The organism is Streptomyces murinus (assembly GCF_002154555.1).
GTDB classification, from domain to species: domain Bacteria; phylum Actinomycetota; class Actinomycetes; order Streptomycetales; family Streptomycetaceae; genus Streptomyces; species Streptomyces murinus.
Map to the genome: position 1 here is coordinate 703 of NZ_MUNF01000581.1, position 20,736 is coordinate 21,438.

Here is a 20,736-nt window from a genome sequence, read left to right on the forward strand (position 1 = left end):
CTGGCCGAGGGCGGCGAGCCGGGCGCGGTCGAGGCGGTGCGCGAGGGCCGTGCCGGGGTGCAGGACGAGGGCAGCCAGCTGGTCGCCCTCGCCCTGGCCAACGCTCCCCTGGAGGGGCCGGACACCAAGTGGCTCGACGGCTGCGCGGGGCCCGGCGGCAAGGCCGCTCTGCTGGGGGCGCTCGCCGCCGAACGCGGTGCGATGCTCCTCGCCTCGGAGAAGCAGCCGCACCGGGCCGGTCTGGTGGCCAAGGCGCTGGCCGGCAACCCGGGGCCGTACCAGGTCATCGCGGCGGACGGCACGCGGCCGCCGTGGCGTCCGGGCAGTTTCGACCGGGTGCTGGTGGACGTGCCCTGCACCGGGCTCGGCGCGCTGCGCCGGCGGCCCGAGGCGCGCTGGCGCCGGCGTCCTGAGGACCTGGACAATTTCGCTCCCCTCCAGCGCGCCCTGCTGCGCACTGCGCTCGACTCGGTGCGCGTCGGCGGCGTGGTCGGCTATGCCACCTGCTCTCCGCACCTCGCCGAGACCCGGGTGGTCGTCGCCGATGTGCTCAAGCAGTACCCGGACGCCGAACTCGTCGACGCCCGGCCGCTGCTGCCCGGGGTCCCCGCGCTCGGGGACGGCCCGGACATCCAGCTGTGGCCGCATGTGCACGGCACTGACGCGATGTACCTCGCGCTGATCCGCAGGACGGCCGGCTGACGGTCGCGAAGAGCGGCTGCGCGGTTCTCATTTCACCGCATGCGTCGGCTTCGTCGCTGTCGGTTATCCACAGGCACGGGTGGATCATCCGATGAACAGCGGATCAGTATGATGAACGGTCTCGCCTGTGGACAGGCGCGAACATCAGTGCCTCGGACATGGCAGTCTTGGGGCATGGCCGCGCAGATCAACCCCAGCATCCTGTCCGCCGACTTCGCACGCCTCGCGGAGGAGGCCAAGGCTGTCCAGGGCGCCGACTATCTCCACGTCGACGTCATGGACAACCATTTCGTCCCCAACCTCACCCTCGGCGTGCCGGTGGTGGAGTCCCTGGCCCGTGCGACGGACACCCCGCTGGACTGCCACCTGATGATCGAGGACCCCGACCGCTGGGCTCCGCAGTACGTGGAGGCGGGCGCCTCGTCCGTCACCTTCCATGTGGAGGCGGCCGCCGCCCCGGTCCGCCTCGCCCGCGAGATCCGCGCCAAGGGTGCGCGCGCATCCATGGCGCTCAAGCCCGCGACACCGATCGAGCCGTACGAGGACCTGCTGCCGGAACTCGACATGCTGCTGATCATGACCGTCGAGCCGGGCTTCGGTGGCCAGGCCTTTCTCGACATCATGCTGCCGAAGATCCGCCGCACCCGCGAGCTGATCGCCAAGCACGACCTCCAGCTCTGGCTCCAGGTCGACGGCGGAGTCTCGGCGTCCACGATCGAGCGGTGCGCCGAGGCGGGCGCCGATGTGTTCGTGGCCGGCTCGGCGGTCTACGGGGCGCAGGACCCGGCGGAGGCGGTGCGTGCCCTGCGCGCCCAGGCGGAGACGGCCACCGCCAAGGCGTCCTGGGCATGCGACCACTGAGCCACGGCTACGTGAACGGTTGAGAGAACGCCGCCCATCAGGGCGGATCAGTTGCGCCGAATCTGCAAGGATGAACGGCGAATCCAGAGTGTGAACAGCAGTGAGGAGATCGCCGTGTCGGGTATGTCGGCGGGCCGGTCAGCCATGCGGATGGGACCCGCTGAGCTGGTCCAGGCGGCGGCCATGGCCCGCCGCTTCTACCTTGAGGGCAAGTCCAAGATCCAGATCGCGGAGGAGTTCGGCGTCAGCCGCTTCAAGGTGGCCCGGGTCCTGGAGACCGCTCTCGAACGGGATCTCGTACGCATCGAGATCCGCGTACCGGCCGAGCTGGACGCCGAGCGCTCCGACGCGCTCCGCGCCCGCTACGGCCTGCGGCACGCCGTCGTGGTCGAGTCCCCGGCCGAGGCCGAGGAGACCCCCGATCCCGAGAACCTCGGCGAGGTCGCCGCGGACCTGCTCGGCGAACTGGTCAACGAGGGGGACGTGCTCGGAATGGCCTGGGGCCGGTCCACCATCCATATGGCGGCCGCGCTCGACCGGCTGCCGCCGTGCACGGTGGTGCAGCTGACGGGTGTGTACGACGCCGGTACCTCCGAGCGCGGCTCGGTCGAGGCCGTGCGCCGTGCCGCGCAGGTGTCGGGCGGCGACGCCCACCCGATCTACGCGCCGATGCTGCTGCCGGACGCCGCCACCGCGGCGGCCCTGCGCAACCAGACCGGGATCGCCCGCGCCTTCGAGTACTTCGACAAGGTCACGGTCGCCTGCGTCTCCATCGGTTCCTGGGAGCCGGGCATCTCGACGGTGCACGACATGCTCAGCGACGAGGAGCGGGCGCACTACGCCTCGCTCGGTGTCGCCGCCGAGATGGCCGCGCATCTCTTCGACGCCGAGGGGCGCCGGATCGGGCGGGACCTCGGGGAGCGGTGCATCACCGTCAAGGCCGACCAGCTGCGCCGTATCCCGGAGGTCGTCGCGATCGCCGGTGGCCAGCGCAAGGCGTCCGCGATCGACGCGGTGCTCCGCTCCGGGCTGGTCACCAGCCTGGTCACGGACACCTCGGCCGCGGACTACCTGATGACGGCGGGCCCGACCCCGAAGCCCGCGCTGAGCCGCCAGGACCCCGACGGGCAGTAAGGGGACCCGAGGCGGCCCCTGAACGCCGTCGGCCGTCGGCCCGCCGAGACCGGGCCGGCGGTACGACCGCGATGCCGCCGGGCCGGTGACAGGGCCCCGCGATGGCCCCGCGATGCCCCCGGCCGGGCGTGTCGGTCGGGGGCATCGTCCTGTCGTCGTACCCCCGGCCGCCATGACAGCATCGTCCGCATGCTGTCGTCGTTCCGCTCCGTCCCCCCACCGTCCGAACGGTCCCGGCCCCGGGTGCCGGGCGGGTCTCCGTCCCGGCCCCTGTCCCTGTCCCGGCTCTTCGCGGGGCTGCTCGTCGTCCTCGCCGTTCTGCTCGCCGGGTGCTCCCCGACGGCGACGACCGGCAACGGTACGACGGGAACGCGTACCGGCGCGTCCTCCGGATCCGTCGCCACGCCCGGCTGGGCCAAGGGCATGGCGACCGTGCCCGCGTCGCGGTTGCCGGCCGAGGCGCGGCGGACGCTGGCGCTCATCGATCGCGGCGGCCCCTACCCCTACTCGCGGGACGGGATCGTCTTCGGGAACTTCGAGCGGCATCTGCCGAAGCACCAGCGCGGCTACTACCACGAGTACACCGTGCGGACACCGGGCTCACGGGACCGCGGGGCGCGGCGCATCATTACCGGGCAGGGCGGGGAGTTCTACTACACCGATGATCACTACAACTCGTTCCGGGCGGTACTGAGATGACCGACAACCTCATGGACCGCCGGGTCGTCACCCTGGACCTCGCAGGGGTCACGGACAAGTCCGGCCTGATGGACGCCGTGGCACGCGCCCTGCACCTGCCCGACTGGTTCGGCCGGAACTGGGACGCCCTCCTCGACAGCCTCTCCGATCCCTCGGTCTGGCCGCCCGAGGCCGCGGGACGCGGGCTGCTGCTCGTCGTCACGGGATGGGAACCGTACGCACAGTCCCGGCCCGACGAGTGGCGGGTGGCCCGCGAGGTCTTCACCGAGGCGAGCGAGCGCACGGCACCGCTGACGGTGGCTCTCGCCCTGGCCTGACAGCCGCCGCACCGGCCGCCGCACCGGAGGTCGCACCGGCCGCCGTGCTGTGCCCGGCGACACCCGTCCGGCCGACACCCGCACAGCGCGGCATGCCAACTCCCCTTTGCCGATAGGCTCGTGGTGATGCCGAGCGATGCGGGACGGGGGCCAGTCAGACGTGGTGTATCAGGTTCCGGCGGAGCCGGCGCACTTTGTGGACCGTGAGCGGGAGCAGGCGCGCGCCCGGCAGCTGGTCATGGAGCGGCGGCCCGCCGAGGACGGCGGCACCCGCCCGCTGTGTCTGCTGCTGCGCGGCCGCGCCGGCACCGGCAAGACCGAACTGGCCTTCCGTCTCGCCCGCGCCCTGCACCAGCAGCACCCGGACGGCGTGCTCTACGTCGACCTGGACGATGTGCGCCGCGACGGCGCCGTGGAGGTCGCCGACATCCTCGGCGAGCTGCTGCGCGCCCTCGGCGCGGAGTGGATCGCGCCCGTGTTCCGGGAGCGGGCCCGCCAGTACTGGTCCCTCACCCACGGCAAGCGGCTCCTGCTCGTCATCGACAACGCCCGCCACGGCACCGAGGTGGAACCGCTGCTGCCCGCCTCGGGCGACAGCCTGGTGATCGTCACCAGCCATGGGCCGCTGTACGACCTCCAGGCGGGCGCGGCCACCGAGTTCCCGCTGGCGCCGCTCGACCCCGCCGACGCCCTGGAACTGCTGGAACGGGTCACCAAGGACGCCCGCCTCGCCGTCGAGCCGGAGGAGACGCGCCGGCTGCTCGACCTGTGCTCGGGACTGCCGGCCGCGCTGCACATCGCCGGGAACTGGCTGCGCCGCCACCAGGAGCCGCCGCTGGCCCGGCTCCTGAACCGGCTCGGCACCGAACTGAGGGAGAGAGGCATCCCCGTGGTCGAACAGGTGTGGGACGCGGCCTACGACAGCCTCGGCCCTGCCGCGGCCCGCCTCTACCGGCTGCTGGGTCACTTCCCCGGCCCCTCCTTCACCCTCGCCGCCGCCGACGTCCTGCTCGGCCGGGACCTCGACACCACCGAGGACGCGCTCGCCGAACTGCGCGCCGCCGGACTGCTGGACGGCCGGGGCACCGACGGCCGCGAGCGCCTCCCGGAGCTGCTGCGCGCCCACGCCCGCCGCCGCGCGGAGACGTACGGCGACCAGGGCGAGCGCGAGGAGGCGCTGCGGCGGCTCGTGCGCTGGTATCTGCGCCAGGCCCAGCGCGCGGACCTGACCGCGGCCGGACCGCGCCTGCAGACGGCGGCCGAGGCGCCGCCGGTGCCCGGCACCCGTGATGTGCTCTTCGAACAGCCCGGGGACGCCCGCGGCGAGGCGGCGGCCCGCGCCTACCACTGGCTGGAGGCCGAACGGCACGCCCTGTTCGGCTGCGTCCGCCTCGCCCACACCGTCGGTACCGCCGGAGACGCGGACTGGGGCCTCACGGAGGCCGCCGCGCTCTGCGAACCCCTGTGGACCCACTTCCTCAACCATCCGCACTACGGCGACCACATCGACGCGTTCCGCAGGGGCGTGGCCGCCGCGCAGCAGGCCGGTGATCTTCCGCTGCTGGTCCGGATGCGCTGCCAGCTGGCCCGGCCGCTGTGGGAGCAGGGGGAGTTCGAGGAGGCGGAGCGGCAGCTGGCCCAGGCGTGGTCGACGGTCCGGGGCGCCTTCGGCACCTCGGAGCCGGAGCGCAAACTGGCTGCCTCCACCCGCGAGTTCCTGGGCATGCTCGGCTCGGCACGCGGCAACTGGGCCGACGCGGCACGGGAGTTCGAGGCGTCCGGGGCGGTGCACCAGGAGATCGACAACGCCTACGGCGTCACCCTCCAGCGGTACCGGCTCGGCGAGGCCCTCGCACACCTCGGTGAACTGGAGCGCGCAGCCACGCTGTTGGAGCGGAGCCGGGACGAGTTCGCCGCCGGCGGCCGTACCCGGCTCACCGGGCGCGCGGAGTTCGCCCTCGGCGGGGTGTACGCCAGGCTCGGCCGCGGCGAAGAGGCGGGTGCGCGGTACCGGGCGGCGCTGGAGGGGACCCGCGCCGTGCGGGGCGTGCGGGACGAGGCCCGGGTGCTGGACGCCCTCGCGGAACTCGCCGCGAGCCTCGGCGAGGAGCGCGAGGCGGAGGAACACCGCACGGCGGCCCGGGAGTTGTGGGAGCGGCTGGGGCTGCCCGTGGCCGGGTCAGACCGGTAGGGCGGCCTCTTCGGCGGTGGCCGGGGCGAGGTGGGCCACCACCTTGTGGGGGCCCACCGAGCAGACCAGCGGGGTGCCCTGCTCGCCCCGTCCCGTGAGCAGCGCGGCATGCACGGCCGACAGGACGGCCACCGGATCGACGGGCGTGGCCCGGTGTGCGCCGTCGCCCGGGCCCAGCCGCACGGACAGCAGCGGGCCCGAGCGGGCGCGCAGCAGGCAGTGGGTGGGGGAGAGGACGATCGCGGCGGTGCGGTGGCCGCCGGGGTGGTCCGCCAGGGTGCGCAGGGTCCACTCGCCGGCCGGTTCGGTCCAGGCCCCGGGGTGCTCGCCCGCGCGGCGGTGCAGCAGGGCCGCGCTCTGGGCGAACCGGCGGTGCGCGGCGCCCACTTCGGCGGACAGGTGGTGCGCGGGCGCGGGCGGTACGAGATGCGCCGGGTGCCGCAGTACCCGCGGGCTCCCCTGGTCGTCGTACTCGATACGGACCGCGAAGGCGGCGGGTGCGAGCGGTGCCGGTGCCGGGTCGGGGAGCAGGCGGGGCAGCACGGGGCGGTCGGGCGGGGTGAGGTCCAGCAGGTCGTACAGGGTCTCCCGCAGCCGGTCGAGCGCCCGGCCCTGTTCGGCGAAGGCCGGTGCGGCGAGGGTGCGGCCGCTGCCCGGGCGGTGGGCGCGGACCGCCCCGGCCAGGCGGGACGCCGTGTCGGTGCCGGGGAGGTGCGGAGGGAGGTGGGGGACGCCGGTGAGCAGGGCGGACATCGGGCTCTCGGGAAGGAGTTCCCGGCCGCCGTCGTAGGCGCCGAGCAGAGGGCGGTCGAGGGCGGCCGGGTAGAGGGCCGCCGAGCCGTGGTCGGTGATCAGGAGGTCCGCCGCGACGGCCACCGACGCCCATTCCTCGTGCACCGCGGGCAGGATCAGACCGGCCTGGCGGGCGGGGTCCAGGTACTCGGCGAGGTCGAGCGTCCCGCGCCGGGCGCGCTCGTTCGGGTGCAGGACCAGGGCGAGCTGGTACTCGTCGTGGGGGAGGGCCGCGGCCAGTTCGGCGGGCAGGCCCGGGCGGCGGCCGATCAGGGACTCCGGGCCCCAGGTGGAGAGCAGCACGACGAGGGTGCGGGCGCCGGTGCGCAGGGCGGCGCGGTAGCGGTCGCGGCGGTCCTGGGACTCCAGGAACCGCTCCAGCAGCGGGTCGCCGACGACCGTCGAACGGGCCGCCACCGAGGGGCTGAGCGGCGCCAGCCGGGCGATCTGGCTGGGGTGGGAGAACAGATAGCGGGTCGCCAGCGGGGCGCCGTCGGGCCGCAGCAGATGGGCGGGGTCCAGTCCGGAGGCGGAGTCCTCGGTGCCCTCGCCCGGCACCGACTTGTTGAACCCGGCGCCGTGCGGGAGCAGCACGCGGGGGCCGTGCAGGGCGTGCAGATCGCCCTTGGGGCTGGCGGCGAGGATCAGCGCGAAGGTCTGTTCGACGGCCTCGGCCCAGGGGAGGGTGCGGCCGCCCGCGCGGTCGATGGCGCTCAGCGCGTCCAGGGAGAACGCGGAGCCCGGGACGAGGGTGAAGCAGCGGTGCACCCGGTCGTCGCCCGCGAAGACGGGGAGCGTGTCGAGCAGCCGGTGCAGGGCGTTCTGCGACCGCGCGGCGAACAGGACGGCGCGCTCGTCGCCCGTCGCCCGCCCGTCCTTCACCCGACTCTCCCGTCCACTCGGCGCGCTCGTCTCCCACGGGGCGCCGGTGGCGCGCCGGGCCGGCCAGGTGATCGTACCGAGGACGGCCGAATCGGCCCGGCGGTATGCCGTGTCCATGCAGAATGCACTCCATGAACGAGTGGCTCATCGCCCTGCTGGCCGCGCTCATCGGCGCCGGCGCCGCGCTCGGCGGCAGCGTCATATCGGCGCGCTCCACCCGGGAGGCCGGGGAACGCCAGGCGGCGGCCGCCCTGGAGGCGCTGCGGCTGAGCACCGCCGAGCAGCGGGCGGCCCGCGTCCACGACCAGCGGCGGCAGGCGTACGTCCGGTTCCTCGAAGCGGTGGGCGCCGTCGCCGAGACCCGGCGGACCGGCGAGGGGCGGCCCGGGGACCGTACGGACCTCCAGCGGGCCCATGACCTGGTACTTCTGGAAGGACCCGGCGAGGTGGCGGCCGCGGCCGCGGCGCTCCTGGAGCAGGTGCGGCGCGACGCCCGCCCGGACGCGCTGGACCGGGCCCGCGAGGCATTCCTGGAGCAGGCGCGCGCCGCGCTGCGCTGACCGGGAGGGGGCTTCGGCGGATCCTCCGAAGCGGGACCGGTCACCCTGGAGGTTCCGCCCGGGGACGCGCGGGCCCGGGTCATGGGAGAATGAAGTACGTGCTCTTTTCCCCCTGGCGCACCCGTCGGGGGGTCACCTCTGAACGACTGGGATGTGCAGCACGTGCGTTTCCTCAACGACATCCGGCCCACGTACGACCTGACGTACGACGACGTGTTCATGGTGCCGAGCCGCTCCGCCGTGGGCTCCCGGCAGGGCGTGGACCTCAGCTCGCCGGACGGCACGGGAACGACCATCCCGCTCGTCGTCGCCAACATGACCGCCATCGCCGGCCGCCGTATGGCCGAGACCGTGGCCCGCCGCGGCGGCCTCGTGGTCATCCCGCAGGACATCCCGAACGATGTGATCATCGACGTGGTCTCCTGGGTGAAGAGCCGCCACCTGGTGCTGGACACCCCCATTGTGCTGGCCCCGCACCAGACCGTCGCCGACGCCCTCGCGCTGCTGCCCAAGCGGGCGCACAACGCGGGCGTGGTCGTGGACGGCGAGCGGCGGCCCATCGGCGTCGTCACCGACGCGGACCTCTCCGGCGTCGACCGCTTCACCCAGCTCGAAGTGGTCATGTCCAAGGACCTGCTGCTGCTGGACGCGGACATCGACCCGCGCGAGGCCTTCAACACCCTCGACACGCACAACCGGCGCTACGCCCCGGCCGTCGACAAGGACGGCCGGCTGGCCGGCATCCTCACCCGCAAGGGCGCCCTGCGCGCCACCCTGTACACCCCGGCCGTGGACGCGAACGGCAGGCTGCGCATCGCCGCCGCCGTCGGCATCAACGGCGATGTGGCGGGCAAGGCCAAGGAACTGCTCGACGCGGGCGTGGACACCCTCGTCATCGACACCGCGCACGGCCACCAGGAGTCGATGATCAACGCGATCAAGGTGGTGCGGGCCCTCGACCCGCAGGTGCCGATCGTCGCGGGCAACATCGTCTCCGCCGAGGGCGTCAAGGACCTGATCGACGCGGGCGCCGACATCATCAAGGTCGGGGTCGGCCCCGGCGCCATGTGCACCACCCGGATGATGACCGGCGTGGGCCGCCCGCAGTTCTCCGCGGTCCTGGAGTGCGCCGCCGAGGCGAAGAAGTACGGCAAGCACGTCTGGGCCGACGGCGGTGTCCGCCACCCGCGCGACGTGGCCATGGCGCTCGCCGCCGGCGCCTCGAACGTGATGGTGGGCTCCTGGTTCGCCGGTACGTACGAGTCCCCGGGCGACCTCCAGCACGACGCGAACGGCCGCCCCTACAAGGAGTCGTTCGGCATGGCGTCCGCGCGCGCGGTGCGCAACCGCACGTCGGAGGAGTCGTCGTACGACCGCGCCCGCAAGGCGCTCTTCGAGGAGGGCATCTCCACCTCGCGGATGTTCCTCGACACGGCGCGCCCGGGCGTCGAGGACCTGATCGACTCGATCATCGCGGGCGTCCGCTCCTCCTGCACCTACGCAGGCGCCGACTCGCTGGAGGAGTTCGCCGAGCGCGCCATCGTCGGCATCCAGAGCGCGGCCGGATACGCCGAGGGCAAGCCGCTGCACGCCAGCTGGAGCTGATCCCGCGCCCTTCGGCCCCCGCCGCGACCGGCGGGGGCCGAAGGCGTCCGGTAACCGGAGCGCGGCGTTCCGGTACCTGACGTACCGTGGATGCGATGATCACGCGTCAGCAGCCGTCCGCGGGCCTCGGTGCACGTCTGATGCGCCGCAAGCCCGTGGAACTCCTGGTCGCCGAGGGCGGCCACGGCGAGGGCGGAACGCTGCGGCGCTCCCTCGGGCTGTGGCAGCTGACCATGATCAGCATCGGGGCCACACTCGGCACCGGCATCTTCGTGGTCCTCGGCGAGGCCGTCCCCAAGGCGGGCCCCGCCGTCATCCTGTCCTTCGTGCTCGCCGGTTTCACCGCGCTGTTCTCGGCCCTGTCCTACGCCGAACTCGCGGGCACCATCCCGGTCGCCGGCTCCTCCTACTCGTACGCCTACGCCACGATGGGCGAGCTGATCGCCTGGGTCTGCGGCTGGTGCCTGCTCCTTGAGTACGGCGTCTCGGTCGCCGCCGTCGCGGTCGGCTGGGGCCAGTATCTGAACGAGCTGCTGGACGGCACCGTCGGCTTCACCTTCCCGGCCGCCCTGTCCGCCCCGCCGGGCCACGGCGGCGTCTTCAACCTGCCTGCCCTGATCGTCGTCCTGCTCGCCATGGTGTTCCTGCTCGGCGGCGCCAAGGAGTCCGCGCGGGTCAACACCGTGATGGTCTGTGTGAAGATCGCCGCGCTGATCCTGTTCTGCGCCGTCGGCCTCATGGGCGTGCGGGCCGGGAACTACACGCCCTTCATGCCGCTCGGCATGGCCGGGGTCAGCGCGGCCGGCGGCACGCTGTTCTTCTCGTACATCGGCTTCGACGCGGCCTCCACCGCGGGCGAGGAGGCGAAGGACGCGCCGCGCGACCTGCCCCGAGCGATCATGCTGTCGCTGGTCATCGTGACGGCCCTGTACGTGCTGGTCGCGGCCGTCGCGGTCGGCGCCAGGCCGTGGCGCTCCTTCAGCGGCTCCGAGGCGGCGCTGGCCCAGATCATGCGGGACGTCACCGGACAGCGCTTCTGGGCGACCCTGCTGGCCTTCTGCGCGGTCATCGCCATCGCCAGCGTGGTGCTGACCGTGCTCTACGGCCAGACGCGCATCCTGTTCGCCATGTCCCGCGACGGCCTCATGCCGAGGGTCTTCGAGCGGGTGGACCCGAGGAGTGGCACCCCGCGGGCCAACACCGTCATCGTGTCCCTGTTCTGCGGCGTCCTCGCGGCGGCGGTCCCGCTCGGGCAGCTGGCCGACGCCACCAGCATCGGCACGCTGTTCGCCTTCGCGCTCGTCAATGTGGCGGTCGTGGTGCTGCGGCGGACGCGGCCGGGGATGCGGCGCACCTTCCGGGTGCCGCTGTCGCCGCTGCTGCCCGCGCTCGGCTTCTTCTTCTGCGTGTGGCTCATGGGGAGCCTGTCCAGCGTGACCTGGACGGTGTTCGGTGTCTGGCTGGCGGTCGGGCTCGTGTTCTACTTCGTATACGGCTTTCGCCGGTCCCGTCTCGCGAAAAAGTAAGTGAACCACCCGCTGTGTTGAACGATCTCGACGAACGTATCGTGCACGCCCTCGCCGAGGACGCCCGCCGCTCCTACGCGGACATCGGGCAACTGGTCGGACTGTCCGCGCCCGCGGTGAAACGGCGGGTGGACCGCTTGCGGGCCACCGGAGCGATCACCGGATTCACCGTGCGGGTGGATCCCGCGGCGCTCGGCTGGGAGACCGAGGGGTACATCGAGATCTACTGCCGCCGCAACACCTCGCCGGAGACGATCCTGCGGGGCCTGGAGCGGTACCAGGAGGTCGTGGCGGCGTCGACGGTCACCGGAGAGGCGGACGCGATCGCGCAGGTCTTCGCCTCCGACATGCGGCACTTCGAACGGGTCCTGGAACGGATCGCGGGCGAGCCGTTCGTGGAACGGACGAAGTCCGTACTGGTGCTGTCACCCCTGCTGCGAAGGTTCTCCTCGGGCGCGCCGGGGTGAGCGGCGCGGGCGGAATCCAGCTCGGGGGGACCTACTCCGCCGTCTTCCGCGACAGCGCGTTGTTGCCGATCGAGTTGTGCACGCTGAACGTCACCGCGTCCGGGCGGTAGCGGTCGTCCGACCACTCCACCGGGCGGCCCTCCCGGGTCGTCGTCACGCGGCGCACCCGCAACAGCGGGCTCGTGCGGCGGACATGGAGCAGTTCGGCGTCGCGCGCACCGCAGGCGACCGCGTCGATGATGTGCTCGCCGTAGGCGAAGACCAGCCCGGTGTCGTCGTACAGGCGCTGGGTGACCGAGGGGCAGTCGGGCTCGATGGACTCGACGGCGGGGGAGATCCAGTCGGCGTAGACCGTGCGTTCGAGCAGGACCGGGTCGCCGTCCAGGCCGCGCAGCCGAAGGACGTGCAATACCGGCGTGCGCAGCGGGAGTTGGAGGCGGACGGCGTCCTCGTGGGTGGCCGGGCGGTAGGTCTGCTCGACCACCCGGCCGGTCGCCTCACGGCCCATCGCACGGGCCCACTGGGCGAAGCTGCGCAACTCCTCGAAGCTCTGGCTGCGGCGGCTCGCGAGGACCACGCGGCGGGCGCCCTGACGGGAGCCGATCAGCCCCTCCGCGGTGAGCGCGGCGACGGCCTGGCGGACCGTGCCGCGCGAGACGCCGTAGTGGGCGGCCAGCTCCGACTCCGAGGGCAGCCGGCTGCCGACCGTGTACTGCTCGCGGTCGATCGCACGGCGCAGCTCGTCGGCGATCTCCTCGTGTCGCGCCGTCATGCTTCCCCTCTGCGTAGGCGGCTGTGCACAGCGTGACCAGCCTAATCGACGTTTCACAGTGTGCTGGGCGAGCCGTAACTGTGCAGGGAAACAGCGGCTGATGTTCCCTCCGTGTTTACGAACAGGACACCGAAGCCGGGCGTACTGAGGCCGACTTGTTCAGACAAGTTTGTCGAGCGGGTCTACACACCCTCGTAGCACCTCACCCCCGTGCTTCCCCTGGAGAGACCGTGAAGTTGTCCCTGCCGAGAAACGCCGTGCTCGGCGGCTCCCTCGCCGTCGTCGCCGCGCTCGCGCTGAGCGCCTGCGGCGCCGCCCCCGACAACGCGTCGACCACCACCAAGGACGGCAAGAGCGCCGCCACCGCCGCCTCCGCGGCCGACTTCGGCGGCATGGACGCCCTCGTCAAGGCGGCCAAGAAGGAGGGCTCGCTGCACATCATCGCGGTGCCCCGCGACTGGGCGAACTACGGCGCGATCATCGACGCCTTCCAGAAGAAGTACGGCATCAAGATCCAGGACGAGAGCCCCGACGGCTCCAGCCAGGACGAGATCAACGCCGTCACCTCCCGCAAGGGCCAGGACCGCGCCCCCGACGTCCTCGACCTCGGCAGCTCCTTCGCCCTCAGCGCCGCCCAGCAGGGCCTGCTCGCCCCCTACAAGGTGTCCTCCTTCGGCGACATCCCGGCCGGCCAGAAGGACCCGCAGGCGCGCTGGTACAACGACTACGGCGGCTACATCTCCATCGGCTGCGACGCCAAGCGCGTCAAGGAGTGCCCGACCACCTTCAAGGACCTGCTCAAGCCCCAGTACAAGGGCCAGGTCGCGCTCAACGGCAACCCCACCAAGTCCGGCTCGGCCTTCGGCGGCGTCTACGCGGCGGCGCTCGCGAACGGCGGCTCCTTCGGCGACATCCAGCCCGGCCTGGACTTCTTCGCCAAGCTGAAGAAGAACGGCAACTACACGCCGGTCGAGTCCACCCCGGCCACCGTGGAGAAGGGCGAGACCCCGATCTCCATCGACTGGGACTACCTGAACGCCGGCTACGCCGACGAGTTCAGGTCCAAGGGCCTCGACTGGAAGGTCGTCGTCCCGAGCGACGGCCAGTACGCCCAGTACTACTCCCAGGCCATCACCAAGGACGCCCCGCACCCCGCGGCCGCCCGCCTGTGGCAGGAGTTCCTGTACAGCACCGAGGGCCAGAACCTGTGGCTCAAGGGCTACGCCCGCCCGGCCCTGATGACCTCCATGGAGTCGGCCGGCACCCTCGACAAGACGGCCGCCGCCAAGCTGCCCCAGGTCACCGGGTCGGCGTCCTTCCCGACCGAGGCCGAGCAGAGCAAGGCCAAGACGGTCATCGCGCAGGGCTGGGGTAAGGCCGTCTCCGGATGACCACCGCTCTCCCGCATACGGACGTGGCGCCCGTCGCTTCGGCGAAGCGGCGGCGCCGCGCCCCGGGCTGGCTGGCCGTGCTGCCGCTGCTGGTCTTCACCGCCATCGCCTTCGGCCTGCCCGCCCTCGCGATCCTCGACGGCGCCTTCACCACGAAGGACGCCACCACCGGCGCCACCTCCTACACCGGCGCCAACATGACGGCCTCGCTGCACGGGGCGTACCTCACCGCCCTGCTCGGCAGCGTCAAGCTGTCCGCGGTCTCCGCGGTGCTCGGCGCCCTGTTCGGACTGCCGCTCGCCCAGGCCGTCGCCGGCTCCCGCTCCCGCGCGCTGCGCGAGGCCGTGCTGACCGCCTCCGGTGTGCTCGCCAACTTCGGCGGCGTTCCGCTGGCCTTCGCCTTCGTGGCCACCCTCGGCAACGCGGGCGTGCTCACCCTGCACCTCGGCCTGAAGGACAGCGGCTGGGACCTGTACAGCTTCTGGGGCCTGGTCCTCGTCTACCTGTACTTCCTCATCCCGCTGATGGTCCTCACCATCACCCCGGCCCTCGACGGGCTGCGCGCCCAGTGGCGGGAGGCCGCGCTGAACAACGGCGCCACCGGCGTGCAGTACTGGCGGCACGTGGCCCTGCCCGTGCTCGCGCCCTCCCTGCTCGGCGGATTCGTGCTGCTGTTCGGCAGCGCCTTCGCCGCCTACGCCACCGCCGCCGCGATGGTCGGCAGCGCGGTCCCGCTGGTCACCCTCCAGATCGCCGACGCCCTGTCCGGCAACGTCCTGGTCGGGCAGGAGAACGTCGCCCTCGCCCTCAGCCTCGACATGGTCCTGGTGGCCGGCCTGGTGATGGCCGTGTACCTGCCCCTGCAACGCCGGAGCGCCCGATGGCTCGACGCCTGACCCCCTGGCGGTGGGCCGTCCTCGGCCTCGCCGCCCTGTACTTCCTGGTCCCGCTCGCCGCCTCCGTGGTCTTCACGGTGGACGACCCCGACGGCATCAGCTTCGACGCCTACACCAAGATCCTCTCCACCGGCGGCTTTGTCTCCAGCCTGCTGCTGTCGCTGGAGCTGGCCGTGGCCACCGTCGTGGTCGTGCTGCTGCTGATGGTGCCCGCCGTGGTCGCCCTGCGGCTCGGCGCGCCCCGGCTGCGCCCGGTGGTCGAGGTGGTCTGCTCGCTGCCGCTGGTGGTGCCGCCGATCGCGTTCGTCGCGGGCATCGTCAGCGTGCTCAAGTGGGGCCCGGACCATCTGTCCAAGACCCCGCTGTTCCAGACCTTCGTGGCGATCCAGAACCCCAGCTTCCCCGTCGTCCTGGTCCTCGCCTACGTCGTGATGGCGCTGCCCTTCGTGTACCGGGCGCTGGACGCGGGCCTGCGCGCCATCGACGTACGCACCCTGGTGGAGGCCGCCCGCAGCTGCGGCGCCTCCTGGCCCAAGGCGCTGGTGCGGGCCGTACTGCCCAATCTGCGCGGGGCGCTGCTGAACGCGGCCTTCCTCACGCTGGCGCTGGTCCTCGGCGAGTTCACCGTCGCCCAGCTGCTCGGCTACCAGCCCTTCGCCGTATGGATCTACAACGTCGGCAGCGACCAGGCCCAGATGTCCGTCGCCGTGTCCGTGCTCAGCCTGCTCGTCACCTGGGCCCTGCTCCTCGCGCTCGCCGGTGTCGGCGGCGGACGCAACCGAACCGCTCCTTCCCGGGGATGACAACACACCATGACCGCCACCACACTTGAGAAGGCCGCCACCGAGCAGGCCGCGACCGTCGAATTCCGCGGTCTGCGCCGCGAGTTCGGTGCCACCGTCGCCCTCGACGGGCTCGACCTCACCGTCCGCCCCGGCGAGTTCCTGGCCCTGCTCGGCCCCTCCGGCTGCGGCAAGACCACCGCCCTGCGCATGCTCGCCGGGTTCGAACACCCCGACGCCGGTGCGGTACTGGTGGACGGCCGGGACATCACCCGGGTGCCGGCCCACCGCCGCGACGCCGGGATGGTCTTCCAGTCGTACAGCCTCTTCCCGCATCTCAGCGCCGTCGACAACGTGGCCTTCGGGCTGCGCATGCGGGGCGTACGCGCGGCCGAACGACGTTCCAGGGCGGCCGAGTTGCTGGAACTGGTCGGCCTCGGCGACAAGGGGGAGCGGTTCCCGCACCAGCTCTCCGGCGGCCAGCAGCAGCGCATCGCGCTCGCCCGCGCCCTCGCCCTGCGCCCCCGCGTCCTGCTGCTCGACGAGCCGCTGTCCGCGCTGGACGCCAAGGTGCGGCTGAGCCTGCGCGAGGAGATCCGCCGGCTCCAGCAGGAACTCGGCATCACCACCCTGTTCGTCACCCACGACCAGGAGGAGGCCCTGTCGATCGCCGACCGGGTCGCCGTGATGCGCGCCGGACGGCTCGAACAGTGCGCCGAACCCGCCGAGTTGTACGGCCGCCCCGCCACCGCCTTCGTCGCCGAGTTCGTCGGCACCATGAGCCGGATCCCCGGCGAGCTGAAGGACGGCACCGTCGAGGTGCTCGGACAGCGGCTGCCCGCCGACGGCGAGGCGGCGGACGGCGCGGTGGACGTCCTGGTACGGCCCGAGAACCTGCGGGTGCGGGCCGACGAGCAGGGCGGTGCCCGGGTCGTCGCCACCGCCTTCCTCGGCGCGGTCGTCCGGCTCACCGTCCGGCTCGCCGACGGCACCGAGGCCAAGGCCGACCTGCCCGCGCACGAGGCCGCGGGGCTGGGCGCCGGAGCCGCCGTCACCGCATCGCTGCCGGAGCGCCCCGTGCTCGTGGCCGCCCGCACCGAGAACTGAGGACAGACACCCACGTGACCACCCCCCACAACCCCCGACTCCCGCTCCAGGCAGTCCTGTTCGACATGGACGGCACGCTCGTGGACACCGAGCACCTGTGGTGGGAGGCGGTCGAGGCCGTCGCCGGCCGGCCGCTGACCGAGGCCGACCAGCCGGACGTGCTCGGCCGCCCGGTGGAGCACACCGCCCACTGGCTCGCCGACGCCACCGGGCGGCCCGCCCCCGACCTCGCCGCCGGACTCCACCGCGAGTTCGCCGACCGGGTCCGCGCCGGGATCGTGCCCCGCCCCGGCGCCCTCGCCCTGCTGGACGCGCTCGCCGCCCGGGGCGTACCGACGGCGCTGGTCACCGCGTCCCCGCGCGCGGTCGCCGACGTCGTCATCGAGGCCCTCGGCGCCCACCGGTTCGCCCTCTCCGTCACGGCCGACGACACCGCCCGCACCAAGCCCGAACCCGAGCCCTACCTCGCCGCCTGCCGCGCCCTCGGCGTCGAGCCGGCGGCCTGCGTGGCCGTCGAGGACACGGTGACCGGGGTGGCCTCGGCCGAGGCCGCCGGGTGCGCGGTGCTCGCCGTGCCCTCGCTCGCCCCGATCGGCGCCGCGCCCGGCCGCACCGTGCGTGCCAGCCTGGCGGGAGTCACCGTCGAGGAGCTGAGTGCCATGACCGCGCCCGCACTGACCGTCCTGAGCTGGAACCTCTGGCTCGGCGGCGCGAAGGTCGACGACCACCGGGCCAAGCAGATCAAGGTGATCCTGGACAGCGGCGCCGATGTCGTCGGGCTCCAGGAGACCGCGGGCACCGCCGCCCAGGAGCTGGCCGAGGCCCTCGGCTGGCACCACCACCGGGCGGGCGAGAACCTCGGCGTCATCAGCCGCCACCCGATCACCGCCCGCTTCGGCGACCCGGACGTCGGCTTCTACGGCGCCACCGGCGTCCGCGTCCAGGTCGCCCCCGGCCGCGCGGTCGACGTATGGACCGCGCATCTGCACTACACGCCGTACGGGCCCTACGAGTCGGCCTTCGACGGGCTGCCGGCGGCCGAGCTGATCGCCCACGAGGAGGTCCGGCTCGCCCAGCTGCGCGAGGCGCTGGAACGGATCGAGAAGGCGTCCGAGGAGGGCGTCCCCGTGGTCCTCACCGGCGACTTCAACTGCCCCTCGCACCTGGACCGGCCCGAGGTGGCCTGGCCCGTGACGAAGGCCGCGCAGGACGCGGGGCTCGCCGACTCCTACCGCCAGGCCCACCCCGACCCCGCCGCGGCACCCGGGCACACCTGGTCGCCGATCCACCCGGTGCACGAGGACGGCAGCGGCCGGGCCGAGCCGCAGGACCGGATCGACTACGTCCTGCACCGGGGCCTGACCGTCCGAGGCGCGCGCACCGTGGTCACCGGGGACCCCCGCCCCTGGCCGGACGTGGCCGAAAACGAATGGCCCTCCGACCATGCCGCGGTCCTCGCCTCCTTTGCGTTTCCTGTGAGCTGACCTGGGGTTATCGGAGGTCACCGTTGCTATTCGAGGTGACCGTCCCGTAAGTTGTGCGAGCTCTCTACTGACTGGTAATACCGGTAGGTCTTTCATGCGCTGGCCCCTCGGCCGTCCCACCACCGTCCGCACCCGGATCGTGGCGCTCGCGCTCGCACCGGCCGTCGCCCTGATGGCCCTGTGGGGCTTCGCCATGGTGTCCGTCACCGCGGAGCTGCGCGCGCTGATCCGGGTCCAGGGGGTGTACGGCGACTTCGGCACCCCCGTGGACACCGCGGTCGGGCAGATCCAGATCGAGCGCCGGATGTCCGCCGCCTATCTGGGCGCCGGCGGCCGGGACGCCGCGGGGGCGGGCCAGCTGCTCGGCCAGCAGCGCCGTACCGACCAGGTGGTCGACGCCATGCGGCAGGCGATCCGCGGCGGCGACCGGAGCCGGCTCACGGCGCGCCAGCGGCAGTCGCTGGACGCGATGCTCACGGCCACCGACCGGCTGGACGGGCTGCGGCAGCGGGTGCTCACCCGGAAGATCGGCTGGGACCAGGCGGTCGAGCAGTACAGCGCGTTGATCGAGCCCACCTTCGATGTGCAGTCCACGCTGACCGCGCTCCAGGCCGGGCAGCTCGCCCGGGAGACCGAGACCGTCTTCGAGCTGGTCCGGGTGCGCGAGTTCGTCTCCCGCGAGGACGCGCTGGTCGCCGGCGCGCGGGCGGCGGGTACGGCGCTGACGCCGGGCCAGTACAACGCGCTCACCCAGACCATCGAGGACCGGCGCGTCTTCCAGCAGACCTATGTGCCCGATCTGCCCGCCGACTCCCGGGCGCTGTTCGAGAAGTTCCAGGACGGCGCGCTGTACCGCTCGCTGAACCAGGGCGAGGACGCGCTGCTGCGGGCCGGGGCCGGCGGGGCGGCCCAGGCGGTCGCGGCGGACAGCTGGCGCTCGACCGTCGACCGGATCGTCAAGCAGTACCGCGATCTGTGCACCGAGGCCGGTGACAACTCGGCCGCGCGCGGGCGGGCGTTCGCCTACCAGGAGCTGACCAAGGCGGCGATCGCCGGTGCCGCGGGACTGGTCGTCGCCGGGCTGTCGCTGTGGTTCGCGGTGCGCGGCGCGCGGCGGATCTCGCGTCGCCTGGAGGCACTGCGGGACGCCGCCGATGTGCTCGCCGGGCGGCAACTCCCCGATGTGATGCGCCGGTTGGGCGCCGGTGAGGAGGTGGACGCGGTGGCCGAGGCGCCGCCGCTCGCCGCCGCAGGGGACCGCGACGACGAGATCGGGCAGGTCGGCCGGTCCTTCAACACGGCGCGGCTTGCCGCGGTCGAGGCCGCGGTGAAGCAGGCGACGCTGCGCCGGGGCCTGTTCGCGGTGCTGCTCAACATCGCGCGCCGCAACCAGGCGCTGGTGCACCGGCAGTTGAAGCTGGTGGACACGCTGGAGCGGCGCACCGAGGACCCCGACGTGCTGCGCGAGCTGTTCCGCATCGACCATCTCACCACCCGTATGCGGCGGCACGCGGAGAGCCTGATCATCCTCTCCGGCTCGGCGCCCGGCCGCCGTTGGCGCCGGCCCGTGCCCATCGCACAGGTCGTCTCCTCGGCGGTCGGCGAGATCGAGGACTACGCGCGGGTGGTGGTGCCGCCGATGCCGGACACCGGGATCGCGGCGGACGCGGTCGCCGACGTCGTCCATCTCTTCGCCGAACTCCTGGAGAACGCCACGGTGTTCTCGCCGCCGCACACCCAGGTGACGCTGCGCACCGGGCGGGTTGGCGGCGGCTTCGTGCTGGAGATCGACGACCGCGGGCTCGGCCTCGACGCCGAGGCGCACGCACACGCCGGGCGCACCCTCACCGACCCCGACGCCTTCGACCCCACCCGCCACGACCGCCTCGGCCTCTACGTCGTCGGCCGCCTCGCCGCCCGCCACGGCATCGACGTCACCCTCCGGGACTCCCCGTACGGGGGTACGACCGCGGTGGTCCTCCTCCCGGAGTCGATCCTGGCGGAGACCGGCGGGACGGACACCCCGCAGGACACCGAGCCGCCGACCGCGCTGCCGGGGACACGACCCGAGCCCGGCGGAGCGCGCGTACCGCTGCCGCCCGAGTCCCACACCGAGGTACGACCGCTGCCGTCACGACGCGGGAACGGTCCTGCGGGGTCCGAGACGCCGGTCGCGTCCGGGGCCGGCACCGGGCGGCCGGGTGCGCGTGAGTCCGGGTCCGGATCGGATACGGCGGGGCCCGAGGCCGTGCCGACCGGGGGGTCGGGTGTGTCCGGGGCTGGTTCCGGGTGGGATGCGGCGCCTTCCCGGTCTGCGTCGGTCGGCACGTCCGGTGTGTCTGAGACTGGTGCCGGGTGGCTGATGTCGTCCGAGCGTTCGGGTGCGCGTGTGTCGGGGGCCGAGTTTGCGTCGGCTGGGGAGTCGGGTGCGTCCGGGGGCGGCGCCGGGTGGCAGAAGTCGTCCGGCCGGCCGGGGCCGCATGAGTCGGGTGCCGGGCGGAACGGGGCGGGTTCTGAGTCTGGGTCGGTCGGTACGTCCGGTGTGTCTGAGACTGGTGCCGGGTGGCT

Annotated in this window: 18 protein-coding genes; 16 read left to right on the forward strand and 2 right to left on the reverse strand. The window is 73.1% G+C overall.

Translation table 11 applies throughout. The annotated features are described in order from the left end of the window. From CCN72_RS40905 to CCN72_RS30155, 6 genes are all read left to right on the forward strand, one after another. The coding region (locus CCN72_RS40905) for an RsmB/NOP family class I SAM-dependent RNA methyltransferase (protein ID WP_483027284.1) at positions 1–702 on the forward strand (702 nt) is incomplete at its 5' end. 174 nt (positions 703–876) lie between these two features. Continuing rightward, complete coding sequence (gene rpe, locus CCN72_RS30135; protein WP_085562568.1) at positions 877–1,563, forward strand: ribulose-phosphate 3-epimerase; 687 nt, start codon at positions 877–879, stop codon at positions 1,561–1,563. A gap of 90 nt (positions 1,564–1,653) precedes the next feature. Next, the gene (locus tag CCN72_RS30140; protein ID WP_037650986.1) at positions 1,654–2,697 is read left to right on the forward strand and encodes a sugar-binding transcriptional regulator; all 1,044 of its coding nucleotides are present in this window, start codon (positions 1,654–1,656) and stop codon (positions 2,695–2,697) included. A gap of 189 nt (positions 2,698–2,886) precedes the next feature. Further along, complete coding sequence (locus CCN72_RS30145) at positions 2,887–3,396, forward strand: guanyl-specific ribonuclease (protein WP_086811181.1); 510 nt, start codon at positions 2,887–2,889, stop codon at positions 3,394–3,396. Continuing rightward, positions 3,393–3,713: a barstar family protein gene (locus tag CCN72_RS30150; RefSeq protein WP_086811183.1), complete on the forward strand. Its 321-nt coding sequence runs from the start codon at positions 3,393–3,395 to the stop codon at positions 3,711–3,713. The genes CCN72_RS30145 and CCN72_RS30150 overlap by 4 nt, the downstream gene beginning before the upstream one ends. Before the next feature lie 196 nt (positions 3,714–3,909). After that, positions 3,910–5,904 (forward strand): AAA family ATPase, encoded by a 1,995-nt coding sequence (locus CCN72_RS30155; protein WP_244174554.1) that lies wholly within the window; start codon positions 3,910–3,912, stop codon positions 5,902–5,904. On the opposite strand, the gene CCN72_RS30160 is transcribed toward CCN72_RS30155, so the two are convergent. After that, positions 5,893–7,695 (reverse strand): translation initiation factor 2, encoded by a 1,803-nt coding sequence (locus tag CCN72_RS30160; protein WP_244174555.1) that lies wholly within the window; start codon positions 7,693–7,695, stop codon positions 5,893–5,895. The genes CCN72_RS30155 and CCN72_RS30160 overlap by 12 nt on opposite strands. A gap of 14 nt (positions 7,696–7,709) precedes the next feature. On the opposite strand from CCN72_RS30160, the gene CCN72_RS30165 reads away from it, so the two are divergent. From CCN72_RS30165 to CCN72_RS30180, 4 genes are all read left to right on the forward strand, one after another. After that, positions 7,710–8,138: a hypothetical protein gene (locus CCN72_RS30165; RefSeq protein WP_086811184.1), complete on the forward strand. Its 429-nt coding sequence runs from the start codon at positions 7,710–7,712 to the stop codon at positions 8,136–8,138. Between the two features lie 162 nt (positions 8,139–8,300). Further along, positions 8,301–9,743 carry a GuaB1 family IMP dehydrogenase-related protein gene (locus tag CCN72_RS30170; RefSeq protein ID WP_161216574.1) on the forward strand — a complete coding sequence of 481 codons (1,443 nt, stop codon included), beginning with the start codon at positions 8,301–8,303 and terminating at the stop codon, positions 9,741–9,743. 95 nt (positions 9,744–9,838) lie between these two features. Further along, positions 9,839–11,269: an amino acid permease gene (locus CCN72_RS30175; RefSeq protein ID WP_086811187.1), complete on the forward strand. Its 1,431-nt coding sequence runs from the start codon at positions 9,839–9,841 to the stop codon at positions 11,267–11,269. A gap of 14 nt (positions 11,270–11,283) precedes the next feature. After that, positions 11,284–11,736, forward strand: coding sequence for an Lrp/AsnC family transcriptional regulator (locus CCN72_RS30180; protein ID WP_037650980.1), 453 nt, complete (start codon positions 11,284–11,286; stop codon positions 11,734–11,736). A gap of 31 nt (positions 11,737–11,767) precedes the next feature. On the opposite strand, the gene CCN72_RS30185 is transcribed toward CCN72_RS30180, so the two are convergent. After that, a complete protein-coding gene (locus tag CCN72_RS30185) occupies positions 11,768–12,508 on the reverse strand; it encodes a GntR family transcriptional regulator (RefSeq protein ID WP_085562572.1) in 741 nt (246 codons plus the stop codon). A 230-nt stretch (positions 12,509–12,738) separates the two neighbouring features. Here CCN72_RS30185 and CCN72_RS30190 point away from each other — a divergent pair, with 230 nt between their 5' ends. The 6 genes from CCN72_RS30190 to CCN72_RS30215 form a co-directional block, all read left to right on the forward strand. After that, the gene (locus CCN72_RS30190) at positions 12,739–13,899 is read left to right on the forward strand and encodes an ABC transporter substrate-binding protein (RefSeq protein ID WP_086811189.1); all 1,161 of its coding nucleotides are present in this window, start codon (positions 12,739–12,741) and stop codon (positions 13,897–13,899) included. Then, positions 13,896–14,795 carry an ABC transporter permease gene (locus CCN72_RS30195; RefSeq protein WP_086811191.1) on the forward strand — a complete coding sequence of 300 codons (900 nt, stop codon included), beginning with the start codon at positions 13,896–13,898 and terminating at the stop codon, positions 14,793–14,795. Before CCN72_RS30190 ends, CCN72_RS30195 begins: the two co-directional genes overlap by 4 nt. Then, positions 14,780–15,598, forward strand: coding sequence for an ABC transporter permease (locus tag CCN72_RS30200; protein WP_086811192.1), 819 nt, complete (start codon positions 14,780–14,782; stop codon positions 15,596–15,598). The genes CCN72_RS30195 and CCN72_RS30200 overlap by 16 nt, the downstream gene beginning before the upstream one ends. Before the next feature lie 9 nt (positions 15,599–15,607). Further along, complete coding sequence (locus CCN72_RS30205) at positions 15,608–16,684, forward strand: ABC transporter ATP-binding protein (protein ID WP_086811194.1); 1,077 nt, start codon at positions 15,608–15,610, stop codon at positions 16,682–16,684. 65 nt (positions 16,685–16,749) lie between these two features. Next, complete coding sequence (locus tag CCN72_RS30210) at positions 16,750–18,168, forward strand: HAD-IA family hydrolase (protein WP_086811201.1); 1,419 nt, start codon at positions 16,750–16,752, stop codon at positions 18,166–18,168. A gap of 94 nt (positions 18,169–18,262) precedes the next feature. Next, the coding region (locus CCN72_RS30215) for a sensor histidine kinase (protein ID WP_086811196.1) at positions 18,263–20,736 on the forward strand (2,474 nt) is incomplete at its 3' end.